Here is a 24,156-nt window from a genome sequence, read left to right on the forward strand (position 1 = left end):
CTCCGGTCCGGACGCGCCCGCGCTGGCGGCCGTCGTGGCACCCCAACCCCCAGAGAGGAGGGAGCGCCATGGCCGTCGAGTACGTAGAGACCCGCGCTGTCCCCCTGCGAGACCTGAGCCCGTACCCCGGCAACGCCAAGCGCGGCGATGTCCCTGCGATCCAGCAGTCGCTGCGCAAGACCGGCCAGTACCGCTCCCTCGTCGTCCGCGACACCGGAAACGCCCTGATCGTCCTGGCGGGCAACCACACGCTCAAGGCCCTGAAGGCCAACGGCGAGAAGACCGCCCGCTGCGAGGTCATCACCTGCACCGACGCCGACGCGCGCCGCATCAACCTCGCCGACAACCGGCTCTCCGAGCTCGGCACCTTCGATGACGACGCCCTCGCCGAACTCCTCCAGGCCATGGCCGACGACGGAGGCCTGGACGGCACCGGCTACACCACCGCCGACCTCGACCAGCTCCTCGCCGACGACGACGCAGCCACCTCCGCCGCCATCGAAGGCGACGCCGACCAGGGCGACGACGACCACGGCCTGTGGGGCGTCATCGTGACGTGCGCCAACGAGGACGAGCAGGTCGAACTCCTCGACCGCCTCAGCGCCGAAGGCCGGCACGTCCGAGCTCTCATCACCTGACGGAGCCCTGCATGCACGCCCACATCGAAGTCTCCACCCCGATCCACTCCAGCGCCCGCGTCCTCCAGGCCAGCGGCCTGTTCGACGTCCCGATCGAGGCGAAGACCACGCTCAGCTGGGACGCCGACCTGCCCCTGGAAGACAAGGACTGGAACGTCGGCCTGATCGTCGGCCCGTCCGGCTCCGGCAAGTCGACTCTCGCCCGGCACCTGTGGCCGGACCAGCTCGCCACCACCTACGACTGGTCGACCGACCGCAGCCTGATGGACGACTTCCCGGCCAAGATGAGCGTGCGGCAGATCGTCGCGCTCCTCAACGCCGTCGGCCTGTCCTCCCCGCCGGCCTGGCTGCGCCCCCACCACACCCTGTCCAACGGCGAAGCCTTCCGGGCGACGATCGCCCGGGCCCTGGCCGAGACCGATGACGCCGACACTGTCGTCATCGATGAGTTCACCTCCGTCGTGGACCGGCAGGTCGCCAAGGTCGCGAGCCACACGGTGCAGAAGACGGTCCGCCGCCAGAAGCGCCAGCTGGTCGCTGTCACCTGCCACTATGACGTGGAGGACTGGCTGCAGCCCGACTGGGTGTACGACGTCGCCGCCGGCTCGTTCAGCTGGAGGTCGGTTCAACCCCACCCTGAGCTCGAACTGCGGATCCACCGCGTGGACCGAGCCGTCTGGCCCACCTTCAGCCGTCATCACTATCTGAGCGCCGACCTCGCCAAGTCCGCTCAGTGCTACGGCGGCTGGATCGACGGACAGCTGGTCGCGTTCACCTCGTACATCCACCTGCCCCACTCCAAGATCCGGGACATGAAGATGGCCCACCGCACGGTCGTCCTCCCGGACTTCCAGGGCCTGGGCATCGCCGGGAAGATGGTGGAGTTCGTCGGCCAGTCACTGCACGAGAAGGGCTACCGGTTCCGGCGCGTCATCGCGCACCCGGCCGTCATCGCGTACTGCCTGCGCTCACCGCGGTGGCGCGAGAACGAGAAGCCCGGCGGCCGCAGCAACTTGCGCTCCCGCAGTGTGTCGCCCGCCTTGCGCGCCCGGTTCGCTGACCCCCGCCGCCTACTCACCCGCTCCTTCGAGTACCAGCCGCCGGCCAAGCGCTGACCCTGCAAAGGCGTCCCTCCAGGTGTGGGGCGCCCGGAACATGCCCAGCTTCCCCTGGCACGTGATGAGCTGGTCGGCGGCTATCGGCTGGGTGAGCTCCCAGTGCCACATACCCGGCACGGCCCACGACGAGGTCGAGTCCTGAGCGCAGCCGGTGACCGTGACCGCTCCGACGATGTGCCCGTAGCGACGGGCCTCGTCCGGCACGGCGATGCCGCGGGCCTTCAGCGCGGTCTCGCCCGCGTCCGCCCACCGGCGCCCTGCGTGGATCAGCAGCGGGCCGCGCAGGCGGGTGAGCCGGCTGCGGTTCTCGATGTCCTTCCCTGCGTGGATGATCGCCCAGGCCCACGGCTGTCGGACCGTCAGCACCATGGGTGAGACCTCGGCGGGGGCAGCCTGGACGCGTTCGCCCAGGAGCAGCTTGAGCCGGTGAGGCTGGAAGCGGTCGAGCCGGATCCGCGTCGCACGCTGTGGAAGAGCCACGACGGCCTTCTGCGGCGTCACCGCGACCGGCTGGAGCGTCGCGTGTGTCGCGTCCACCGCGTCGACCCGCAGCTTGCGGCCGCCCGACCGGCTGCTGATGTCCTGCCAGACCTGGCCGACCTCTACGAGCACGCTCACTGGGAGCCGTCCTTGCGTTTCGGGCCGCCGCCGGCCCCTCGGCCGGGGCGCCGGTGGTTACGGATTACCTCCGCTGGCCATGTCGGTGTGCGCCCGCGCATCGTCGCCTCCGGCAGGACACCGGGCCGCATGCGGTACGTGCGCACCGACTCCACGCTGATGCCCCAGTACACGGCGACGTCCTGCATCGTCCACACGTCCTTGCCGTTGAGCTCCTCCAGCTGCTTCGCGCGGGCGGCGTCCAGTTCCTGCTGCTGGGTCCCCGGGCGCGGATGGTCGCGGATCGTGTCAGGCTTCCACACCGGCGCCCGGTTGATCGTCTCGTCCGGATCCGGCAGGAAGCCGGCACGCGTGAAGCGGTAGGTGCGTACCGACTTCGGACTCATGTTCCAGTACACGGCGATGTCGTCGTAGGTCCAGTACGGCTTGGCGTTCAGCTCCTCGAGCAGCTCTGTTCGTTCGTCGTCGGGCTTGTCTGCAGCGCTCATACCGACAGTGTAGCGCCGACATAGACAAAGTTACGGTGTGCACTCTCGATAGTCCACGCCACATGGACATTGTTTCTGTCTAGAGATCGGGGGGAACCTATGTCGGCCGCCAGCAACGAAGACCACCAGCGGGCTGTCACCGCTCTCAACCTCAAGCTGGCTGGCGTCGACTGGGACACCATCGCGGACCGCCTCGGCTTCGCCGACCCTGTTGACGCGATCGACGCGGCCCAGGAAGTCGCCGCCACTCACTATGACGGCCAGAGCATCGACCCCGCCCTGATCCTCGAGGTCCTGCGCCTGGACAAGCTGCACACCGTCGCCTGGAAGGAAGCCCTCAAGGGCGACCTCAACGCGGCCCGCCTGGCCCTCGACATCGGCGACCGCCGCCAGCGCCTGCTCCGCGTGAACCAGAGGAGCCGGGATTGAGCAGCACTCGAAGCCAGTACCGGGAGACCGGCGAGTGGACCCAGAACCGCCGCCCACCGGACCAGTGGGACTTCCCCCGCTGCGGGGCACGCCTGCGCGGTGACCCGTCCCGTACCTGCGGCCAGAAGGCCGGTATGGGCACCGACCACGCCGGGTTCGGACCCTGCAAGTACCACGGCGGCAACACCGCGGCGCACCGGATGCGGGCCGCCACCGAGATGGCCGAGCACCAAGCCAACCAGATGCTCGCCGACATGCGCGTGCAGGCTGTCGAAGATCCCTTCGCCGCGCTCGCCAAGCTCGCCGGGCAGGCCCTGGCCTGGCAGGAAGCCCTCGGGAAGATCGTCAACCGCCTCCAGGACCGTCTCCGTTACGAAGGCGCCGGCGGCGCCGAGCAGCTGCGCGCCGAGGTCGCCCTCTACGAGCGGGCCATGGACCGGGCCGCAGCGATCCTCGCCCGCATCGCCCAGCTCGGCATCGAAGAGCGCATGGCCAGGATCACCGAGCGGCAGGCCGAACTCGTCCTGTCCGCGCTCGAAGCCGCGCTGTCCCACGTCGGCGTCACCGGCACCGACGCGGCCGAAGCCCGTGCGGTCGCCGCCCGACATCTACGCGCAGTCCCGGCCGCCTGAACCTCGGAGCCAACCAAGCGGCGCAGAGCAGGACCTATCCGATGGCCCCAACTTCGACGGTCACACCGAACGGTTCAGGGGGGTGGCCGGATGCCTGAGCCTACTCAACGACGTCTGCGGATTCGCCCGCTGAGCTTCGCAGCGGCGTGCGCGTTCGTCACCGAGCACCACCGCCACCATGCCCCGCCACAGGGCCACAAGTTCTCTCTCGCCGTCGTCGCCGAACCGGACGACCAGGTCGTCGGCGTTGCCATTGTCGGTCGACCGGTGGCCCGTCCGTTTGACGACGGCTTGACCCTGGAGGTCACCCGCGTAGCCACTGACGGCACGGCGAACGCCTGCTCTGCGCTGTACGGCGCGGCTTGGCGGACCGCCCGGGCGGCGGGCTACCAGCGGCTGGTGACCTACACCCAGGAAGAGGAGAGCGGAGCGAGCCTGCGCGCGGCCGGCTGGCGGCTGGTCGCACGCCGACGTCCGCGCCCGGGCTGGAACGTACCCAGCCGACCGCGCCGCCTACAGGGCACCGAGAACACGGGCCGACTGCTGTGGGAGAACACCACCCAACACGCTCCGCCCCTGCCCCAGGCCGACTGACGCACCGTCGCCCGCACGTGGAAGGGGTGATGACGCGGTGGTCGACTTCGCCAATGCGCTGGCACTGGCCGCATCTCGCCTGGAAGGCCTGTCACAGGCGACGGATCGCTTCCCGACCCCCCACGACCTCGCGAAGGCGCTCGACCCGCGGGTAGTCACCACGCCCGCGCTGGCACTGCTCGACCGCCACCTCATGGACGTCGCGGCCGGAAAGACCCGGCGCCTGATCTGGACGATGCCCCCGCAGGAAGGCAAGTCGCAGCGCGTCAGCCGTACCTTCCCCGCCTGGCTTCTCGCCCGCAACCCCGACCTGCGGATCGCGATCGCCAGCTACGAGTTTGGCACCGCCCGCCGGTGGGGCCGCGCCATCCGCAACGACATCTCTGCCAACACAGACCTGTTCGGGCTGCGAGTGCGCCATGACACCGGTGCAGCCCACGAATGGCAGCTCGAGAACCATGACGGCGGCGTCTACTCCGTCGGCATCGCCGGCGCCCTGACCGGCCGCCCAGTCGACGTGCTGATCATCGACGACCCGATCAAGGGCCGCGCTGAGGCGGAGTCGCTGGTGCAGCGGGAGAAGGTCTGGGACTTCTGGGTCGACACCGCACGCACGCGTTTCGGTCCCAATACCGCCGTCATCGTCGTCTTGACCCGCTGGCACGAAGATGACCTCGCCGGCCGGCTCTTGGAGGCAGACAAGGCGGTCGGGGAGTGGACCTACGTCAACATCCCGGCGCAGGCCGAGACCGCTGACGACCCGCTCGGCCGCGAGCCCGGCGAGTACCTGGTCTCCGCCCGCGGCCGCGGCGTCGCTGACTGGGAGTCCACTAAGCGGGACGTCGGCGCCCGTACCTGGACCTCGCTCTACCAGGGCCGCCCCGCGCCGGCCGAAGGCGGGCTGTTCCGCCGCGACCACTGGCGCTGGTACCAGGCCCCGAAGGCCGACCAGCGCGCCGATGGCTCGTACTGGATCCCGAACGCCACCGAGGTCATCCAGTCCTGGGACATGACGTTCAAGGACAGCAAGAGCGGTGACTTCGTCGTCGGACAGGTCTGGGCGAAGATCAACGGCCAGGTCTACCTCATGGACCAGGTCTGCGACCGCCTCGACTTCCCCGCCACCTGCCGCGCCGTCACCGCTCTTTCCAAGCGCTGGCCGCAGGCCCACGCGAAGTTGGTCGAAGACCGGGCGAACGGGCCTGCTGTCATCTCACAACTGCGCTCCACCGTGCCCGGGCTGATACCGGTCACCCCGAAGGAGTCCAAGTTCGCGCGCGCCTCCTCCGTCGCGCCGTTCGTGGAGAGCGGCGTCGTCTGGCTTCCGGCGCCCGAGATCGCCCCTTGGATCGGCTCCTTCCTCGAAGAGACCGCCGGCTTCCCGAACGCCTCGCACGACGACCAGGTCGACGCGATGACGCAGGCCCTGCACCGGCTCCTCGCCGGATCGAACAGCGCCGACCGCGCCATGGGCTGGCTCGACTCCTACACCTCGATCCCCCGACCCGCACCGGGAACCCCCCTGGACTACCTCGATGGGAGGGCACCGCATGGCCCGATGGCCCTTCCCCCGCAAGAAGACCCCGACCCCGACGCCCCAGATGACGGGCAGTGACGCCTCCAGCCTGGAGAAGTCCACGCAGGCAGCGGCCGTCCACACCTTCTCCTCGGAGCAGGTCGCAGCGCTGCTCGCCTCCACCCAGCTCGGCGCCGGCACCACGGGGTCGTTCAGCCCTCTGCCGCGCATCGAGCCCATGGTCGCGTTCGGCCCCGGCATGCCGCTGCTGCCGACCGCGTTCGACCCGGTCAACCCGGAGACCGGCCGCACTCCGCCGCGCTTCTCCGAGTACCCGGTCAGCGTCAACCTTCCCGGCATCACTGACCGCCTGGTGCCGTGGAAGGTACTGCGCGACTCCGCCGAGGTCGGCTTGCCCCGCCGCTGCATCGAGATCCGCAAGTCACACGTGGTCTCCCTGGAGTGGGCGATCGTCATCTCCAAGGACGCGATCGCCCAAGCCCAGGCTGCGAACCCGTCTGCCCCCCGCGCAGAGATCGAAGCCGATCTGCGGCGCAGTCTCGGATCCGAGATCGCGCGGTGCACCGCGTTCTGGTCCAGGCCGGACCCTGGCCAGGACGAAGAGTGGCCCGAATGGATCAGCAAGCTGCTGGAGGAGCAGCTGGTCCTCGACGCGATAGCGATCTACCCGCGCCGCACCCGCGGCGGGGGCCTGTACGCCCTGGAGATCGTGGACGGCTCCACGATCAAGGTCCTGCGGGACCACCGCGGCGGCAAGCCGCTGCCGCCGAACCCGGCCTACCAGCAGCTCCTGTGGGGATTCCCCCGGGGCGAGTACACCGCGGACACCGACGACGACCAGAACATCCTGAACCCGTACGACGACGACACGCTGATCTACAAGCGGCGCAACGTCCGCTCGTTCACCCCGTACGGGTTCTCCGCTGTCGAGCAGTGCCTCACCGACCTCGACGTGTGGCTGCAGCGCCGCAACTGGATCCGTTCGGAGTACACCGACGGCACCGTCCCCACCGGATTCCTCAAGATGTCCTCGGACGCCGTCGGCTGGACGCCGGCCCAGGTCCGCGAGTACGAGACCGCGATCAACGACATGTGGTCCGGCCAGCACGCCGACCGGCACCGCATGCGAATGTTGCCACCCGGCATCGACCTCGCCACCAACAGCGACGTCGCCGAGCGGTACAAGCCCGAGTACGACCTGTTCCTCATCCGGCTACTCAGCTCGCACTTCGGCGTCACGCTGCCCGAGCTGAACTTCAGCGAGCCCGGTGGCCTCGGCAGCACTGGCTATCACGAGGGCCAGGCCGATGTGCAGGAACGTTCCTCCACGATGCCTGACTACCGCTGGCTGCAGAAGCTGATCACCAGCATCTCCCACCGGCACCTGCACATGGCGCCGCAGCTGGAGTTCAAGATTCTCGGCCTGGAGGACGAGGACGACGCTGCGGCTGACGCCGTCGCACAGGAACGCGTGCAGTGGGGCCGCACCACCCTCAACGAGGACCGGGACCTGCGTGGCCTACCGCGCTACCCCTTTCCTGAGGCGGACATGCCAATGCTCATGACGCAGCGCGGCGTCGTGTTCCTCGAAGGCGCCGCCCGGCTGGCACCGTCAGGGGAGACCGTGGGCCCTGTCCAGGCCCCGCCCGCCACCGACGAAGACGGCGACGGCATCATCGACCGGTTCGAGGATCCGGACGCGCTTGCTGGAGACGAGGACGACGGCGCCCGCGACCAGGCGGTGAAGACCGAACTGGCCGCCTACCGGCGGTGGGCCCGACGCAACCCGCGCCCCAGCCGACCGTTCACCTTCAACACCGTCACCAAGGCCGACGCCCCCGCGCTACAAGGCGCACCAGTCGTGTTCGCCGCCGGCGGTGGTCCGGACCCAAAAGCCGGTAGCCCGGCCGTCTGGCCGGGCTGGGGCCGCGACACCGCCACCGCCGCCGCGTGGGCACCGCGTATCACGCAGGCCTTGGCCGGTGCGCTCGACTGGAATGCCCTTGCAGCAGCCTGGATCACCCACATCCACCTGGCCAAGGCCGACGACTGGGACCTGGCCCAGGCCAGCGCCTGGCTCACCGGCCAGGGGATCGACCTGAACCCGGTCATCACCGACCTCGTCCTCGGCCTGCGCACCGAGGGCTGGGCGATCGGCAGCACCGCGGCCACCGCCGCCGTCGCCGGTGAGAGCACAGCCACCTTCAACTGGACGCCTGGTGATGAGGCCGCGGCCACCCACACCCTGACCGCGACCAACCGACACGACCTGGCGGCCCATCAAGAGCAGGCCGTCAGCCAGGCCCGCGAGATCGCAACGAACCGGCTGCGCCGCCTCGCCCAAGCCCTGGCCGAGGCGAAGAACACGGGCCTCACCGCCAGCCAGCTCGCCGACGAGCTGCGCGCAGCGATCGCCGACGCCCCGTGGGCCCGCATGCTCGCTCTCACCGAGCTGCTGCACGGCCAGTCCGCCGCCACCACCAGCACCTACCAAGGTGCAGGCGTCAGCAGCGTCCAGTGGACCTGCGAAGACGAACCGTGCACCGCGTGCCTGGACAACGAGGACGCCGGCTCGCTCCAGCTCGGCCAGGCCTTCCCCTCCGGCGTCACGGCCCCGCCACAGCACCCCAGCTGCCGCTGCAGCCTTCTCCCCGCCTGACGCGGGGCTACCCACCACCGCCTCAGCCCCCAACCAGAAGGAGGGGACCCTTGAACGTTTCCTACGCCTGGTCGCCGATCACCAAGTCCGAGAAGCAGCCCGACGGCACACTCCTCGTCTACGGCCCGGCCGCCACCAGCGCCCTCGACCGCGACAATCAGCGCCTCGACCAGGACTGGCTCGACCGGGCCATGCCCGCGTGGATGTCCGAAGGCGGCAACGTCCGCGAGCAGCACGACAGCAAGCGCGCGGTCGGCGTCGGCGTCGGCCTGTCCAAGGGCATCGACGGCAAGCACCTGCTCACCGCGCACATCGTGGACCCCATCGCCGTGACCAAGGTCGAGAGCAAGGTGCTCAAGGGCTTCAGCGTCGGTATCAAGAACCCGCGAGTCGAGTTCGGGCACCCCGACGCCCCGAACGGCCTGGTCACCGACGGAGAGATCATCGAGGTCTCCGTCGTGGACCGCCCGGCTAACCCCGAGTGCGGGATCCAGGTCGCCAAGGCCGACGACACCGGGTCGCTGGCGGCCGTTCCCGACGCCGCGCTGGTCGAGACCCCTACCACCCCGGCACCAGAGCCGACCGGCGCCCCCGAGCCGCAGCCTACGGCCAGCACCCGCACCGACCCGGCACCTGCCCCGGTCGCGGCCGCGCCCGACCCCGAGACGGTGCTGCGCGCCGCCGAGGTCATCGTCCAGGCCCGCGCCCTCATCAAGGCCGACACCGCCGCCCCGGCGGCCGCCGAGGGCGAGGACGAGACCAGCGACATCAACGGCGCCCAGCAGGCCATCGCCATCATCGCCGCGCTGATCATCAGCGAAGCCGAGTCCCTGGCCATGGGCAACCTCAACGAGGCCTGCGACATCGCCACCCTCCTCGACGCGGTGAGCGCCCTGAAGTGGTTCTCCCACCGCGAGGAGGCCGAGCAGACCGGCACCGCCATGGAGTTCGCCGACACCGCGGATCTCCACAAGAACGACACCGCCACCCCGGCGGCCCCCGAACCGCAGATCACGAAGGCTGACATCGCCGAGCTGGTGAAGTCCGCCGTGGCAGAGGCCACGACCGCATCCGAAGAGCGCATGAAGACGCTGGAAGCGGATCTGGTGAAGGCCAACGGCGAGCTGGAGACCCTCAAGGCCCAGCCTCTGCCCGGCGGGCCCGCGCTGACGCGCACCGCCGCCCAGGAGGACAGCGCCCGCAGCGCCGACGCGCAGCGGCTCATCGCCGAGGCCAACCAGTACCTGGCCAAGGCCGACGCGGTCAGTGACCGCGACCTCAAGGACGGCTACCGGCAGAAGGCCAACGCGCTGCTGGACCGCGCCAACGTCTGACCCCACCCCTGACCTTCCCTTCCCTGCTGCCTCCCGATAGGAGTCAACTGTGGCTCTGCCCACCGCAGATGTACTGTTCGGCGAGTCGCCGGACGCCCCCCGCCTGGCCAAGACTGACCTGGCGGACCGCTTCGACAACCTGATGAAGGCCGTCGACGCGATGCCGACCCGGCACCTCGACCTCGCCGCCATGAACCAGGCCTTCAGCCAGGGCCGCGGCATCGACTTCACGCCGCAGCCGACCACCGTGCACGGCGCCCTGGTGAAGACCCTGGAGTCGCCGGAGATCGCCAAGTCGCTCTCCCCGGACCAGCTGAGCTCTCTCACCGCCGCACTGGGCCAGCTCAAGGCCCAGGCCCCGGACATGGTGAAGGACATCACCAACACCACGCCGATCGCGTCCGGCCTGGTCGCTTTCGACCTGGAAAGCCCGGCCAAGATGCTGGCCCCGCGCCCGACCCCGCTGCGCAACCGCATCCCGCGCAAGAAGGGCGTCGGCCTGTCCCACCGCTTCAAGGTGATCAGCGGATACACCGGCACCGGCACCGGCGGCGTCTCCACCATCCACCCCGGTATCTCGGACGCGACCCAGACGAACTTCGCGCCGCAGGGCTCCGGGAACCCGCTGTACTACGCGCGCGGCCCGAAGATCAGCTACGCGGGTTACGACGTCGTCGTGCCGTACGCCCAGTTCTCGGTGTCGGACCAGGTCACCTGGTCCGCGCAGTACCAGGGCCAGGGATACCAGGACATCCGTCAGCTGTCCCGCACCAGCCTGCTCTACGCCTCGATGCTCCTCGAGGAGCGCATGTTCCTGATGGGCCGTGGCACGGCGGCGAACAACTTCCTCGGCGCGGTCGCGGCCCCGGGCAACGTCACCGTCACCGCCCGCGCGGCCGCCGCCGGTGAGACCCCGATCAGCGGCAGCGCCGGCAACGTGTACGTCAAGGTCACCAGCGACGCCGGTGACTTCGGCCAGTCCGTACTGTCCGGCATGGTGTCCGTCGCGGTCTCCGCCGGCCAGGTCGTGGACGTCACGTGCAACCTGCCCGCCGGAGCACTCGGCCAGCGCGTCTACGTCGCGACCGGCGCCTCGGCCGACCCGGGCGACGCCACCCGCTTCTACGCGGGCCGCTCCGGCTACAGCACCTTCACCATCCAGGGCGCTCTGCCGACCAGCGGCGCTGTCGCCGCCTCGGTCGTCGCGGACACCACCGCGTACACCAACGGGTACGACGGCATCCTGCCCATCTGCACCGGCCCGCAGTCCGGCTACACCCGGCAGCTCAACACCCCCCTGTCGACCTCGAACCCGGGTGGCGAGTTCCAGACCGCGTTCGCCGCGCTCTACCAGTCGGTGAAGGCCGACCCGGACCGGGTGCTGTTCAACGGCTCGGACCGCAAGCAGCTGTCCGACTCGCTGAAGTCCGCGTCCAGCAGCAACTACCGGCTGACGCTGACCCAGGACGAGGTGTCCGGCGTGACCCTGGGCGACGTCGTGAACACCATCATCAACGAGGTCACCGGCAAGGGCGTCACCGTTGAGGTCCACCCGTGGATGCCGCAGGGCAACACCGCGATCCTCTCCGACACGCTGCCCATGCCCGACACCGACGTCTCCGACGTGTGGGCCGCCTGGAACGTCCAGGACCTGATGGGTGTGGACTGGCCGGTCACCCAGTTCGCCTACGAGTCCAGCTCGTACTGGCTCGGCACCATGGTCTGCTACGCGCCCGGCTGGAACGGCGCCATCACCGGCATCAAGGCCGCGTAACCGACCCATCCCCACCACTGGAAAGCCCGCGGCCCGCCTTGGACCGCGGGCCTTCCGCGTTCCCGGAAGGAGGGAGCATGGCCCGGCTCTGCCTGCCTGACAGTGCCGTGCGCGGCGTCGACATCAAGGGCGCCCGCCTCGGTTTCACCACCAGCTACACCCCCGGCCGCGACGGCACCGTAACCGTCGACAACCCGGCCCATGAGAAGGCCCTGCGCCAGCTCGGCGCCTTCGCCGCCAACCTCGGCGGCGCCGTGCGGCACAGCAGCGGCTACCGCTGCGCCAACTGCGGCCATGGTTCGTACTTCGCCCGCTGCGGCAAGTGCGGCACGACTTGCAAGCGGGAGGACCAGTGACCGACACCACCGAGCCGCTGGGCGCCGAGACCGCAGCTGCGCCCGATCAGCAGCCCCCGGCCGACACCAAGCCGGCACCCGCCCGAGCCAGCGCCCGCAAGGCCCCGAAGGGCGCCAGCACGCCGGTCGTGGACCTCGAAGTCGCCTTCAAGGCCGAGCCCGAGGCGCCCATCTGCGAGATCTGCATGCCCAGGGGCTGGCCCGACGGAGCGATGGCCGTGGGCTGCGAGCACGGCCACTGGACGCGCTGACCCGGAGGGAGGAGGCCACGTGCTCACTCTCCCGTACGTGACCCCGGCCGCGTTCCGCGCCCATCCGACGTTCCTGGACACCTACAACCTGCGCTCCGGGAACTCCTCCCTGGCCGCGCAGGACGCCGAGCTGACGAACGTCCTGCTCATGTCGAGCCAGTGGGCTGACAACTACTGCCGTCAGCCGCTCGCAGTGCACCAGACCACACAGCAGCACACCGCGCGCTACGACCGCGCCGGGAACCTGCGGATCCGCGCCGACCACACCCCGGTCCTGTCCGTCCAGAGCATCGCCTACGGCCACAACCCCACCGCGCTGACCGTCGTCAACCAGCCCGCCTACTGGGACGACAGCGGGAACCTCGTGTTCCCACCCAACATCGGCCCATGGAGCGGCGCGCTCAGCTTCACCAGCCCCCAGCTGGGCGGAAGCGTCTTCGCACGCGTCACCTACCTCGCCGGGCACGTCGCCACCGTGCTGACCGCGCCGCAGAGCGCCGGCGACCAGAGCGTCAGCGTGCCGGATATCACCGGCCTGCAGCCCGGCCAGAGCTACCGGCTGTGGGAACCCGGCGCCGAGGAGACCATCACCGCCTCCTCCACCTGGAGCCCGCCGGTCCCGACCGGTCAGCCGATGCCCGGCATCGTGCCGCTCGCGTCCCCTCTGCTGTTCGCACACACCGCCGGGATGGGCCTGTCCGGGCTGCCGGCCGACGTCCACCTGGCCGTCATCAACTACGCCACCGCGTCGCTGATGCGTCCGGACACCGCAGCCGAAGACGCCTTCCCCGACACGAGCCTGTCCGCCGGGATCCGGCAGCGAGACTCCCGCAGGGACGGATCCGGTCTGGTCGCCGAGGCCCAGCGCCTCCTCGCCCCCTACCGGCGGGTGGTGCCCTGATGAGCATTCAGAGCGTCATCAACGGCATCGGCACCTTCCTGGGCGGACCCTACGATCCGGCGACCCGGACCTACCGCAGCTCACCAGTGCACGGCGTCGGCGTGGTGCGTCGCGCATTCGCGAAGGCCGACGACCACGCCGACTACTACCGCGGCATGCCGCCCGGCACCCGCACTGGCTGCCAGATCGTCATCACCATCCCCGACCAGTCCGAGTACCGCGAGACAGTCGGCCCAGAAGGCGTCGGCCTGATGCGGGTCCTGTACACGGTCGAGCTGAACGTCTTCATCCGCTCCGAGTGCGAGTACGCCGAGGACGCCCAGGACGACGTGTACGCCCTGCGCGACGCCCTCCTCGCCCGGCTGCGCTCCGACCACACCCTCGGTGGCTGCGTGTTCCAGGCCGGCGAAGCCGTCGCCGGAGGCAGCGCAGCGATCAGCGTCCGCTACGGCCAGCCCAGCTCCAAGGCACAGCTGACCAAGCAGTACATGCAGATCAAGTTCACGGCCGTAGAGCTAACCGCCGTCTGACCTGCGCCCTCACTTCTTCCCTTCTCCGTGCAGGAGCAGCCCCCCATGCCCACAGCCAAGTCGGCTGCGGCGCAGGACGACAGCGCGCAGACCGCTCCGGCCGCCGCGCCCGCGCCCGCAGCCGAGCCAGCGACCAAAGCGACCGAAGCCCCCACCCACGCCAACGGACCGGCCGCCTACCAGTACACGGGCGCAGTCGAGCTGGTCTACCTCGCCGTCCCGCTCACCGCCCGCCCCGCGCGCCCGGCCCGGCCCTCCACCGACGACGACCCCGGCGCTCCCGCGACGCCAGCGACGGTCTTCGCCTGGCCTGACGGCCCGCCGGACGACGGCCGCTGGACGCCCACCGCTGAACCGCCCAACCAGCACCCCGACAACGAGCCCCAGCCGGGCGCGAGCAGCAAGGAGTAAGCCCATGGCCGTCGCCGCGTTCGCGCCAGCACGCCAATTCCTGGGAATCGCCGCGGAGGCCACCCCCGGCCAGCCCGTCGCGATGACCAACACCCTGACCGTGGCTCAGATCAAGCCGTCCGACAAGGTCACCTACCTCGAGGACAAGGCGCTGCGCGGCGTCATGTCCACCGAGTTCAACGAGATCCTCGGCGTCGGCAAGGCTGAGCTGGACATCAACAGCCCCGCGTTCGCCGACCAGCTGCCGTGGTGGTGCCGCAACATCCTGGGCGACGTCAGCGTTACCGGCACCCCGACCGGTACCGGCGCGACGACCCTCAGCGTCGCCGCGGCCGCCGGAGCGACCTCCTTCACCACGCAGGCCACCATCCCGGCCGGCACCCTGGTGCAGATCGGCACCGGTGCGAAGGCGGAGATCGTCACCACCGGCACCCCGACCGGCTCCGCCCCGAACTTCGTCATCCCCGTCACGGTGCCCGCCACCGGAGGCCTGGCCTACGCCCACAGCGTTGGCGACGCCGTCACCCCCGTCACCGGTCCGTACACCTACGCCTACAGTCTGCTCAACAGCGGCACCGGCCAGCCACCGTCCCACACCGTCACGCACTACCTCGGCCCGGGCAGCACCGGCGCCCGCCAGTACCCCGGCTTCGCAGCCTCCGAACTGGCGCTGAAGTTCGCCGTCGAGAGTGCGCTGCTGGAGTACACCGTCAAGGGCACCTCCTGGCCGTCGGTGCCCGCCGCGGTCGCCCCGCAGGCCGCGCCCGGCACGACCATCCCGCTGCCGTCATGGAGCACCACGATCGGCATCGGCGGGAGCGTTGCCGGATCCCCGGTTGCGACGGTCTCCGAAGGCGAGATCACCCTCAAGCGCGAGCTGGGGGTCATCTACACCGCGACTGGCGTCCGCGTGCCGTACGTGATCCAGCGCGGCGGACTCACCGTCGAAGGCAAGTTCACGTTCTCTGCGGTCTCCGACGAGAGCCCCCTGCTGTACATGCTGACCAACAGCCAGCCCCAGGTGCAGGTCATCCACAGCAACGGGCTGACCGGCGTGAACATGCTCAAGATCCAGATCGACATGCAGCAGTGCGCGTTCACCGTCGCCGACCCGGACGCCGGTAAGACCGCAGTCGGCTACACGACCACCTTCAAGCCCCTGCTGAACACGGCGAACGCCGGAGGCAGCGGCGGCTACTCCCAGATCAAGATCTCGATCACCTGCAACGTCCCGCCCGGCAGCTTCTGATCCCGGCGCACCCCTCCCACCTCTCCGAAGGAGCCCCACCCATGTCCGAGCAGCACCCCCTCGCCTCGCCCGACTCCTGGGTCGTCCTGCGGGACCCCAAGGAGCTCAAGGCCGGCGCGAAGAAGCGCATCCTGCGGTCCGTCCAGGACAGTGCCTCCAACATCTCCATGGGCCTGGACGTCGCCGACGGCCTGATGGCCCTCCTGGTCGAGAACTGGCAGCTCCCGCGTCCCCTCCCGCTGCCGTCCGTGTCCCCGGACTCGCTGGACCTGATGGAGATCGAGGACTACGACAAGCTCGCCGAGCTCATCCGCCCGGCGCAGCAGCTCCTCTTCCCGGGCAACCCCGACCCGACCGACGCGAAGGACCAGGCCGCGCAGGAAGCCGACCCCGCTTCCCCTACCGCGCCTACCGTCGCCTCGTAGCGGCCCTCGACCGTAGGCCCATCCCCGGCGAGCACCCCGCCACCCCGCTCGACGAGGCCGCATTCCCCTACGGCTGGTTCGCTCAAGTCCACCACTGGCCTCCGTCGGTGGTCGACGACCAGCCGTGGTGGCTGATCGAACAGCTCCCGGTCATCGCCCGCGCGTACGCCGAAGTCGAAGAGGCCCGCCATGAACGGGCCCGGGCCGAGGCGGAAGCCCGGCACCGGTAGCGGGAGGGAGGCCTGTGGGAGTCTCCCTGAGCGGCGGCGACGAGCTGCGCCGCGCCCTGACCGGCATCGGCGTCCGCGCCCAGGCCGCGACCCCGCTCGCCGTCGCTGAAGCCGCCGCCCTGTTCGCACACTCCGTCGAACGGCAGTTGACCCGCATGAGCCACGAGCGCGGGACACCGACGCCGTCCCGGCCTGGCGAACCACCCGCGATGGTTGTGCCCAGCACCAGCCGGTCGTTGCACAACTCCCTCACCGTCCTCGGCCCCACCAGGACCAGTCCCGGCGAGTGGCTTGCCGTGACCGGCCCGACAGCCGCGTACGCCCGCATCCAGGAACTCGGTGGCGTCACCGGCCGCGGGCACGCGACGACCCTGCCACCTCGCCCCTACATGCGCGCTGCATACGACGAGGTCGCCCACGACCCCGCGCTGCGCGCCGCCTTCATCCGAGCCTGGGGCGCGGCACTCACCTGACCCTCCGAACACGAGGAGGTGCCAGGTGTCTGACTCTCTCCTCCCTCCGGTCACCGCCGAGTTCCTCGGCAACGTCGCCCCACTGCTGTCCGCCATCGAGGCGGGCGTCGCCGCATTCGAGGACTTCGGCGCGTCGATACGAGCGATCGCCGCCCAGGTCGACCTCGTCTTCACGTCGGTGGGCGAGTCGGCCCGGGCCATGTCCGGCAGCCTGGCCGAGACCGGCGGCGTCACCGACGCGTCGTTGCAGGGCATCGCTGTCAGTGCCGAGGAGATGGCCGCCGCCGTCCAGACCAGCTCGGTGAAGGCCTCGACGTCGCTGTCAGCCGTCAGCGATTCCGCGCGGGCGATGGCCACCAGCGTCACCGAGAGCAGCACCGCTACCGACACGTCGCTGCAGTCCATCGGCGCGAGCGCCGAGCGGATGGCCGTGTCTGTGCAGGCCGCGTCGGCAACGACCACCGAGTCCCTTACCGCCGTCGGTGCCGCCGCCCGCAACAGCGCGACGGCCACCGATGCCGCCTCCACCGCGTCCGCTGCTTCGGCCGGCGGCGCGATGGCCACCATCAACAACGTCGGCAAGGCCGTCACGGTCGCCGGCCTCGCCGGTGGCGCCGCGAGCGTCAAGATGGCCGCGGACTTCCAGAGCGCCACGATGGTCCTCGTCACCGCCGCTGGCGAGCAGGAAGCCAACCTCAACGCCGTCCGAGACGGCATCAAGAACATCGCCGCCGACACCGGTACCAGCTGGCACCAGGTGACCGAAGGCATGTACGAGGCCGAGAAGGCCGGCTACAAGTTCGCCAACGGCGGCCTGGACGTTGTCCGGGCCGCCGCGCAGGGCGCCCGTGAGGAAGGTGCCCCGCTGAACCAAGTCGTGGACGCCATGACCACGACGATGAACGACTACAACATCCCGGCGTCGAAGTCCGTCCAGGTCATGAACGCCCTGAAGACGGGCGCTGGAGAGGCCAAGACCAACTTCGGGCTGTTCGCTTCCTCGCTGTCCACCGTGCTGCCGTCCGCGTATGCCGCGCACGTGTCCTTCGAGGATGTCGTCGGTGACCTCGCGTCGATGACGACGAAGGGTGAGACCGCGCAGCACGCCGCGCAGCTCATGGCAGGCGCGATCCGTTCGCTCCAGTCACCGAACTCCACGACGTCCGCGACCCTCCAGCAGCTGGGCCTGTCAGCCACTCAGGTCGCGCAGGACATGGGCAGCAAGGGCCTGTCCGGCGTCATGAACGAGATCGTGGAGGCGATCGGGCGGCGCCTCGGTCCGTCCGGGCTCTACGCGGTCGGCGTGTTCAAGCAGTCTGCGTCGGCCGCGCAGGACGCCGCGAAGATGGTCTCGGCCATGCCGCCGGCCCTGCAGAAGCTCGCGCAGGCCTACGAGCAGGGCCAGATCTCCCAGAAGGAGTTCAAGCAGCAGGCCAAGGACCTGCCAGGCGCTCTCGCGGCGCAGGCCGAGCAGTTCCAGTCCTTGTGGGATAAGAGCCAGGGCTTCTCCGACCAGGTCAAGGCCGGTAACCCCGAGCTGACCACCTTCTCCGACCTGCTGCGCAAGGCAACCGGTGGCCAGTCCGGTCTTCAGACCGCGCTGATGCTGACCAGCGAGGACGGCAAGAAGACCAAGGAAAGCATCGAGGCCGTCAGCAAGTCGTTCAACGACGGCGGCCACGAGGTCGAGGGCTGGACCGCGACCAACGAGCAGATGACCGTCCAGATGGCCAAGCTCAAGCAGGGCCTCGAAGTCACGGCCATCAGCATCGGCGAGAAGCTGATTCCGCCGATCTCCGCGATCCTCGGGTTCTTCCAGCAGAACTCGACAGCAGCCGGCGTCCTCGCCGACGTCGTGGCGGGCGGCCTGTCCGCCGCGTTCACCGTCTTCGCCGTGAACAAGATCGCCGGGGTGGCCAAGGGCGTCCAAGGCCTGATCGGCGACATGGCGTCCGGTGCTCGAGCCGCCGCCCAGTTCGCGTCTGCGGTGGCGGGCGCTCAGGTCGGCGAGAACGCCGGAGGAGCGGCCCGGGCCGGCGCCGCGGTGCGCTCTGGGGCAACCGCGGTTGCCTCCACCGTCTCCAGCGGCACGCAGAAACTCGCGTCAGGCGTCGCCAGCGGCGGCCAGGCCGCCGCAGCATGGATCGGCACCGCCTCCCGCAACGCCGCGGACCTCGCTGTCAACATCGGGCGGGCCACCGCGGCGGGCGCCGCATCCGCGTGGAGCGGCATGGTCCAGGGCGCAGCCGCCGTCGGCGGGGCGCTGAAGACAGCGGCCGTTGCCGCAGCTGAGTACGCGCTCAGAGCGGGCGAGGTCGCGCTTGCCTCAGCCCGTTCCGCGATCGCGTTCGTCGCGGAGAAGGTCGCCATGGTGGCCTCCACCGTCGCCGAGGGCGCGATGACGGCAGCCCAGTGGCTGCTGAACCTCGCGATGGACGCCAACCCGATCGGGCTGGTCGTCCTCGCCCTGGCCGCGATCGTGGGCGGTTTGATCTACGCCTACAACCACGTCACGTGGTTCCGCGTCGGAGTGCAGGCCGCCCTGAAGCTCGTCGTTGAGGCCTTCGACTGGCTCGTGTCGGGCGGTGAGCGTGCCATCGGCTATCTGGCCAGGCTGCCCGGGATGGTCGTCAGCTTCTTCTCTGGTGCTGGGTCCTGGCTGATCGACGCCGGAAAGAACCTGCTGATCGGCCTGTACAACGGCGTGATCTCGATGAGCGCCTGGCTCGCCTCGAAGCTCACGGGTCTCATCAAGGACATCGTCCCCGGACCGGTCCTGAGGGTCCTCGGGATCCACTCGCCGTCGCGGGTGTTCCACGAGATCGGAATGCACGTCGCCACGGGTCTTGCCAACGGCATCGTCGCCGGTAGCGACCCCGTCTCCGAGGCCGCCACGGGCCTGGCGCAGAACGTCATCACCAGCGCCCAGGGCATCACCACGGACGCCGTGCGCGTCACCGCCTCGGTCGCGGCTGCCGCCGGGCGGCCCGCTGGTCCGGTCGCCGTCGGCACCCTGCCATCGGGCACCTCAGCCGCCGGCGGAGGGCCGGTCCACGTCACCCATAACTGGAACATCACCGTGCAGGGCTCGGCCGTGACGACCAAGCAGCTCGCGGACGACATCGAGACGGAGTGGCTGCGCCGCGGTATGCGCAACTCCACCACCTACCCCGCCTACCGGCGCTGACCCCACGACAGGAGGCGCCGGTATGGCGAAGCTCTCCGCACTTCAGGACCCGTTCACCTCGCCCGGTCTCAACACCGCCCTGTGGAATGCAAGCAGCGTCGCGGCCTGCACCGTCGATCCGGTCAACCAGTTGGTGCAGGTCGCGGTCCCCACCGGCGCGAACACCTACAACACCGTCGGGTCGGCGCCGTGGGACGCGACCGGTTCCAGCATCCATGCGGAGATCACCCCGGCGCCCAACGGCAACGGCGGCACGCTCACGATCTTCAGGCTCGCCGCAGACGGCAGCAACTGGATCAACGCGCAGCTCGCTGCAAGCGGCGTGTTCAGCCTGCGGCTGCAGGTCGCCGGAGTGTTCACCACCACGCCGCTGCCGACCTACAACCCTGACACGCACCGCTGGTGGAAGCTCTCCGAAGCGAACGGCTCGTTCACCTTCTCCACCAGCCCGGACGGCCGTGCCTGGACGGCTCAGGCCACCATCGCCCATGCCTTCCCGGTGACCGGGGTGCAGTTCTTCTTCCAGACCGGCGCGACGGACAGCGAGCCGGCCGGGATGGTCGCCACCATCCGCAACGTCAACACCATCAGCGCGCAGCCCAACAACCCGAACTGGCCGACGATCGAACACGGCTGGGGAGCATCGCTGGGCGTCCAGGGTGGCAACGTCCCCTTGAACAACTACGTCGACGTCTCCAATCTCACACGCAACCAGGTCGCCTCCAGCCGAGGCAAGCAATACGAGCTCGACCAGATCCGCAGCGGCGAGCTGCGCCTGCAGCTCGACAACAACGACGGCCGGTTCGACCCCCTCAACGCCGCCGGGCCGTACTACGGCCACGTCCATCCCTACCAGCCGTACCGGTTGCGCGCGCAGTGGCCGCCGACCCGCAACTTGCTGCGACAGTCTCAGGCCACCGGTGGAGACGTCGGCGGCTACTCGCTCGGAACGCTCGACACCAGCGACAACGGCCCGGGAATCTACTCGCGCACCGACAGCGGCGGGGGCGCCTTCGTCGCCTCCAGCTCAGCCTGGGCTGGCGGCACCGTAGCCCAGTTCGCGGTACCCGCCTCAACCGCCGGCTCGACCGCCGTCGCCTACATCCAGCAGCCCAGCTTCGAGCCCGGCGCGACGTACAGCGCGCAGATGCAGGTCCGGAACGTCACGGCTGGCACCACGGTTCCGCTCTACCTGGCGCTGCGCTTCTTCAGCGCGGACGGCAGCACCCTGCTGCAGATGGTCCAGGGCACGACCATCACTCTCACAGGAGCCACCGCAGCGTCCTGGACACGCTTCACCGTCACCGGCACCGCCCCCGCCGGAACCGCCTTCTGCGCCGTCTCGCTTCGCACGAACGCCTCCCCGTCGGCGTCGTGCAACGTCCAGGTCGACGGCTGGCAACTCGAGCGGGCCGCCGCCCCGTCAGCCTGGTGCGCTCCAGGTACCTGGTACCCGATCTACAGCGGCTTCACCGAGCGCTGGGGCTCCAGCTGGGGGCTGTCGGGCACGTACGGGCAGACCCAGGTCACGGGCGTGGACACGCTCAGTCTCCTCTCGCAGGTCACCCTCTCCGACCCGTGCTCCGAGGAGATCAAGTCCTACACACCTCGGTTCCTGTACCGGCTGGACGACCCACAGGGTGCCGCCACCTTCGCCGACAGCATGGGCAACTACCGGCCCGCGACGCTCTACATCTCCAAGAACGGGCCCGGAACTCTCACCACGGGCAACAGCGTGACCGCGAAGGACCCCGTGAACGGCGTCTTCGCCGGCTCGGGCGGGACCGTCATGACGATCAACAACCCGAGCCCAGGGCAGGCCGGTGCCTTCGCTGGCTCGGCGCTCTGCCTGTCCGATGCAGGCATCACTGGCCCGGCGAACCCGGCACTGTTCAGCCGCCTCATCGCGTTCCGTTACACCGGCCCCGTTCCCCCGACCGTCACGTACGTCTGGGTGGGGACGGACGGCCAGATGACCAACGATCAGTTCATCGGTTCCAAGCTGGCCCTCGGGATCGACTCCAGCGGCCACCCGATCATGGTGGTCACCGGCCCCACGAACCACGGTTCGAGCTGCCTGCTGGCCGACCAGAACGGAAACATTCCCAACGTCGCTGACGGCAACTGGCACCTGGCGATCTTCGGCTACAACCAGCAGAACCAGCAGCTCCTCGCCTCCATCGACGGCGGCAACGCCTACCTCGGCAACATCCCGAACGACGCTGCCCCGACCGGCATCGTCTTCGAGAGCGTCGGCGGATTCGCCAACTGGGTCATCGGCGGCCCCTTCCAGGGAAACTTCCAAGGTGACCTCGCCTTCATCGGTGAGTTCACGCAGTGGTTCGGCGCCGACGACTGCCTGAACTTCTACAACGCGTGGAAGAACGCCTTCGCGGGCGAATCCAGCGACGCCCGCTACCAGCGGATCCTTGACTACGCCGGGTACCAGGGTGCACGCAGCATCGACACGGGCCAGACCCGAAGCCTGTCCGGGGCCAAGTTCTCCGGCCAGGACGCCCTGGCTGCCCTCGAAGACGTGGTGGCGACCGAGAACGGGCAACACTACGTCAACCGGACAGGTGCCATCACCTTCAAGTCCCGCGCTGCCCGGTACAACGCCACGACCCCCGTGTACACGTTCGGGGAGAACCAGGCTGGCGGGGAATGGCCGTATGAGGAAGCCGGCCTCGAGCTGGATGCGACCCACATCAGCAACGAAGTCCGGGTCACCCAGCAGTCCAGCCAGCAGGTCTTCAGCGCCCAGGACACGGCGAGCGTCGCCGCGTACTTCCCCCGCACGATGACGCGCACCAGCTACGCCAGCAGCACCTTGGAAATCCAGGACAGCGCCAACTATCTGCTGTCGCGGTACAAGCAGCCAGCGCCTCGAGTCACGACACTGACCCTCCACCCCTCGGCGATGCCCGCGATGTGGCCGGTCTGCCTCTCTCTGGAGCTCGGTATGCGCGTACGCGTGATGCGCAGGCCGCAAGGCGCTCCGCCGATCCAGGCGGACTGCTACATCGAGAAGATCGACTGGTCGTTCAACGACCAGACCGACGCCACGGTGACGCTCCAGTGCAGCCCTGCCGACCTGACCCCGTACGCCGTCTTCGCGGCGTTCCACACCACGCTCGCGTCGCCCGTCACGGCCGGAGCGACCACGGTCACCATCAAGGCCGGTCAGGACAACGTGAACCCCGCCCGGGCGCAGCTGGCCGCCGGTCAGCAGCTGGTGCTCGGCCAAGGCACACCCATGGCGGAGACCGTCACCATCGCACCTGGCGGTGTTCCCGCCACCACCTCCGGTTGGACGACATGCGTCCTGACGCTCACCTCGGCAGTGACGAATGCCCACAGTACGGGCGACCCCGTGTGTGAACCCCTCCCCAGCGGAGTGTCCGACCCGACCACCTGGGACAAGGTCTCGCAGTTCGACTCGACCGCGTTCGCCTACTAGCCGCATGCGCGAAGCCGCGCCACCACCGCCCCGGCCGCCAGCCCGGCCGGGGCTTCTGCCTGAGGCCTTGCGTGTCGCATCGAGAGGAGGACCAGCGTGGCGCTTTCCCTTCCGGCCCTGGCATCGCAGGTCCCAGGGAACTTCATCACCAGCGCGACGTGGAACGCCAACGTCTACACCCCGTTGTCGTTCCTGCTCAACCGACCCGTGTTCCGCGGTGTCCAGGCAGCGGCCCAGTCCATTCCGAACACGACCGTGACACCGGTGGCGATCGATACGACCGTCATCGACACCTACGGGGGCCACTCCAACACCGTCAACAACAGTCGCTACACCGCGCAGATCGCCGGCTGGTATCTGCTCATCGGCTCGGTCGGGATGGGCACCAGCAGCAGCGGCGCCCGTCTGGCACGCCTCCACAAGAACGGCTCGCTCATCGCGGCAAGCCAGTTCGGCATCCCGAACCCCTCCTGGGACATCACCACCGCCATCCAGACCCTGGCCATCGTCCAGCTCGCAGTCGGCGACTACGTCGAAGTAGCGGCCTACCAGGCCAGCGGTGGGGCGCTGACCACCAACGGAGACTGCGCGCTCACTGTCCTCTGGATCCACGCCTAGGAGGCCCAGTTGCTCCTCCTCGACTCCACGAACATCAGCCGACCGCCGCAGAGCCACTGCTGGGTCCCCAATTGCACCGCGGCAACCGCCGTTCAGTGGCGCCGCCGCCACTCCGCCGGCGCCGACGACGTGCAGGCGGTGTTCGCCTGTACGGCCCACGCGATCAGCCTCGACGGAGCTACCCACATTCACCAGCCGCAGTGCGTCGCTGATCCGGCCCGCCTACCGGCCTGCGGCTGCATGC

General features: G+C 69.6%; 23 protein-coding genes. 21 read left to right on the forward strand and 2 right to left on the reverse strand.

Annotated elements, in window-relative coordinates; translation table 11 throughout:
- Positions 1-68: 68 nt before the first annotated feature.
- Both IF30_RS0115700 and IF30_RS0115705 read left to right on the forward strand, forming a co-directional pair.
- Positions 69-638: a ParB N-terminal domain-containing protein gene (locus IF30_RS0115700; RefSeq protein ID WP_051710360.1), complete on the forward strand. Its 570-nt coding sequence runs from the start codon at positions 69-71 to the stop codon at positions 636-638.
- An 11-nt stretch (positions 639-649) separates the two neighbouring features.
- A complete protein-coding gene (locus IF30_RS0115705) occupies positions 650-1,753 on the forward strand; it encodes an AAA family ATPase (RefSeq protein ID WP_051710361.1) in 1,104 nt (367 codons plus the stop codon).
- Here IF30_RS0115705 and IF30_RS43635 read toward each other — a convergent pair.
- Together IF30_RS43635 and IF30_RS0115715 are read right to left on the reverse strand one after the other, a co-directional pair.
- The gene (locus IF30_RS43635) at positions 1,709-2,374 is read right to left on the reverse strand and encodes a hypothetical protein (RefSeq protein ID WP_051710363.1); all 666 of its coding nucleotides are present in this window, start codon (positions 2,372-2,374) and stop codon (positions 1,709-1,711) included. The two genes, IF30_RS0115705 and IF30_RS43635, sit on opposite strands and share 45 nt — an antisense overlap.
- Positions 2,371-2,862: a hypothetical protein gene (locus IF30_RS0115715; RefSeq protein WP_030237877.1), complete on the reverse strand. Its 492-nt coding sequence runs from the start codon at positions 2,860-2,862 to the stop codon at positions 2,371-2,373. Before IF30_RS0115715 ends, IF30_RS43635 begins: the two co-directional genes overlap by 4 nt.
- A 99-nt stretch (positions 2,863-2,961) precedes the next feature.
- On the opposite strand from IF30_RS0115715, the gene IF30_RS0115720 reads away from it, so the two are divergent.
- From IF30_RS0115720 to IF30_RS0115810, 19 genes are all read left to right on the forward strand, one after another.
- A complete protein-coding gene (locus IF30_RS0115720; RefSeq protein ID WP_030237880.1) occupies positions 2,962-3,291 on the forward strand; it encodes a hypothetical protein in 330 nt (109 codons plus the stop codon).
- Positions 3,288-3,923: a hypothetical protein gene (locus IF30_RS0115725; protein WP_234322712.1), complete on the forward strand. Its 636-nt coding sequence runs from the start codon at positions 3,288-3,290 to the stop codon at positions 3,921-3,923. The genes IF30_RS0115720 and IF30_RS0115725 overlap by 4 nt, the downstream gene beginning before the upstream one ends.
- Positions 3,924-4,013: 90 nt before the next feature.
- Entirely contained in the window at positions 4,014-4,517 is a 504-nt protein-coding gene (locus IF30_RS0115730) for an XF1762 family protein (protein WP_030237885.1), read from the forward strand.
- A 37-nt stretch (positions 4,518-4,554) separates the two neighbouring features.
- Positions 4,555-6,132, forward strand: coding sequence for a phage terminase large subunit (terL, locus tag IF30_RS0115735; protein ID WP_078891409.1), 1,578 nt, complete (start codon positions 4,555-4,557; stop codon positions 6,130-6,132).
- Positions 6,068-8,713 (forward strand): phage portal protein, encoded by a 2,646-nt coding sequence (locus tag IF30_RS0115740; RefSeq protein WP_234322713.1) that lies wholly within the window; start codon positions 6,068-6,070, stop codon positions 8,711-8,713. Before terL ends, IF30_RS0115740 begins: the two co-directional genes overlap by 65 nt.
- Before the next feature lie 50 nt (positions 8,714-8,763).
- Positions 8,764-10,047, forward strand: coding sequence for a hypothetical protein (locus IF30_RS0115745; RefSeq protein ID WP_030237894.1), 1,284 nt, complete (start codon positions 8,764-8,766; stop codon positions 10,045-10,047).
- Positions 10,048-10,096: 49 nt separating this feature from the next.
- Entirely contained in the window at positions 10,097-11,821 is a 1,725-nt protein-coding gene (locus tag IF30_RS0115750) for a hypothetical protein (RefSeq protein WP_030237897.1), read from the forward strand.
- A gap of 77 nt (positions 11,822-11,898) precedes the next feature.
- Positions 11,899-12,177, forward strand: coding sequence for a hypothetical protein (locus IF30_RS0115755; RefSeq protein ID WP_030237900.1), 279 nt, complete (start codon positions 11,899-11,901; stop codon positions 12,175-12,177).
- Complete coding sequence (locus IF30_RS0115760) at positions 12,174-12,428, forward strand: hypothetical protein (RefSeq protein WP_030237902.1); 255 nt, start codon at positions 12,174-12,176, stop codon at positions 12,426-12,428. Before IF30_RS0115755 ends, IF30_RS0115760 begins: the two co-directional genes overlap by 4 nt.
- 19 nt (positions 12,429-12,447) lie before the next feature.
- Positions 12,448-13,329 (forward strand): hypothetical protein, encoded by an 882-nt coding sequence (locus IF30_RS0115765; RefSeq protein ID WP_030237904.1) that lies wholly within the window; start codon positions 12,448-12,450, stop codon positions 13,327-13,329.
- Positions 13,329-13,859, forward strand: a complete 531-nt coding sequence (locus IF30_RS0115770; protein WP_030237905.1) for a hypothetical protein — start codon at positions 13,329-13,331, stop codon at positions 13,857-13,859. The genes IF30_RS0115765 and IF30_RS0115770 overlap by 1 nt, the downstream gene beginning before the upstream one ends.
- A 45-nt stretch (positions 13,860-13,904) precedes the next feature.
- Positions 13,905-14,270 carry a hypothetical protein gene (locus tag IF30_RS0115775; protein ID WP_030237907.1) on the forward strand — a complete coding sequence of 122 codons (366 nt, stop codon included), beginning with the start codon at positions 13,905-13,907 and terminating at the stop codon, positions 14,268-14,270.
- Between the two features lie 4 nt (positions 14,271-14,274).
- Positions 14,275-15,519, forward strand: coding sequence for a hypothetical protein (locus IF30_RS0115780; RefSeq protein ID WP_030237909.1), 1,245 nt, complete (start codon positions 14,275-14,277; stop codon positions 15,517-15,519).
- Positions 15,520-15,560: 41 nt separating this feature from the next.
- The gene (locus tag IF30_RS0115785) at positions 15,561-15,944 is read left to right on the forward strand and encodes a hypothetical protein (protein WP_030237911.1); all 384 of its coding nucleotides are present in this window, start codon (positions 15,561-15,563) and stop codon (positions 15,942-15,944) included.
- Positions 15,945-16,051: 107 nt separating this feature from the next.
- Entirely contained in the window at positions 16,052-16,174 is a 123-nt protein-coding gene (locus tag IF30_RS50225) for a hypothetical protein (protein ID WP_267884539.1), read from the forward strand.
- Between the two features lie 14 nt (positions 16,175-16,188).
- Positions 16,189-16,647 (forward strand): hypothetical protein, encoded by a 459-nt coding sequence (locus tag IF30_RS0115795; protein ID WP_051710367.1) that lies wholly within the window; start codon positions 16,189-16,191, stop codon positions 16,645-16,647.
- Between the two features lie 25 nt (positions 16,648-16,672).
- Positions 16,673-19,834 (forward strand): phage tail tape measure protein, encoded by a 3,162-nt coding sequence (locus IF30_RS0115800; protein WP_030237917.1) that lies wholly within the window; start codon positions 16,673-16,675, stop codon positions 19,832-19,834.
- 22 nt (positions 19,835-19,856) lie between these two features.
- Entirely contained in the window at positions 19,857-23,294 is a 3,438-nt protein-coding gene (locus IF30_RS0115805) for a hypothetical protein (protein WP_030237920.1), read from the forward strand.
- A gap of 96 nt (positions 23,295-23,390) precedes the next feature.
- Complete coding sequence (locus IF30_RS0115810; protein WP_030237922.1) at positions 23,391-23,912, forward strand: hypothetical protein; 522 nt, start codon at positions 23,391-23,393, stop codon at positions 23,910-23,912.
- The last annotated feature ends 244 nt before the right edge of the window (positions 23,913-24,156 follow it).

The sequence above is a fragment of the Streptomyces sp. NRRL S-350 genome (assembly GCF_000719705.1).
GTDB lineage: Bacteria > Actinomycetota > Actinomycetes > Streptomycetales > Streptomycetaceae > Kitasatospora.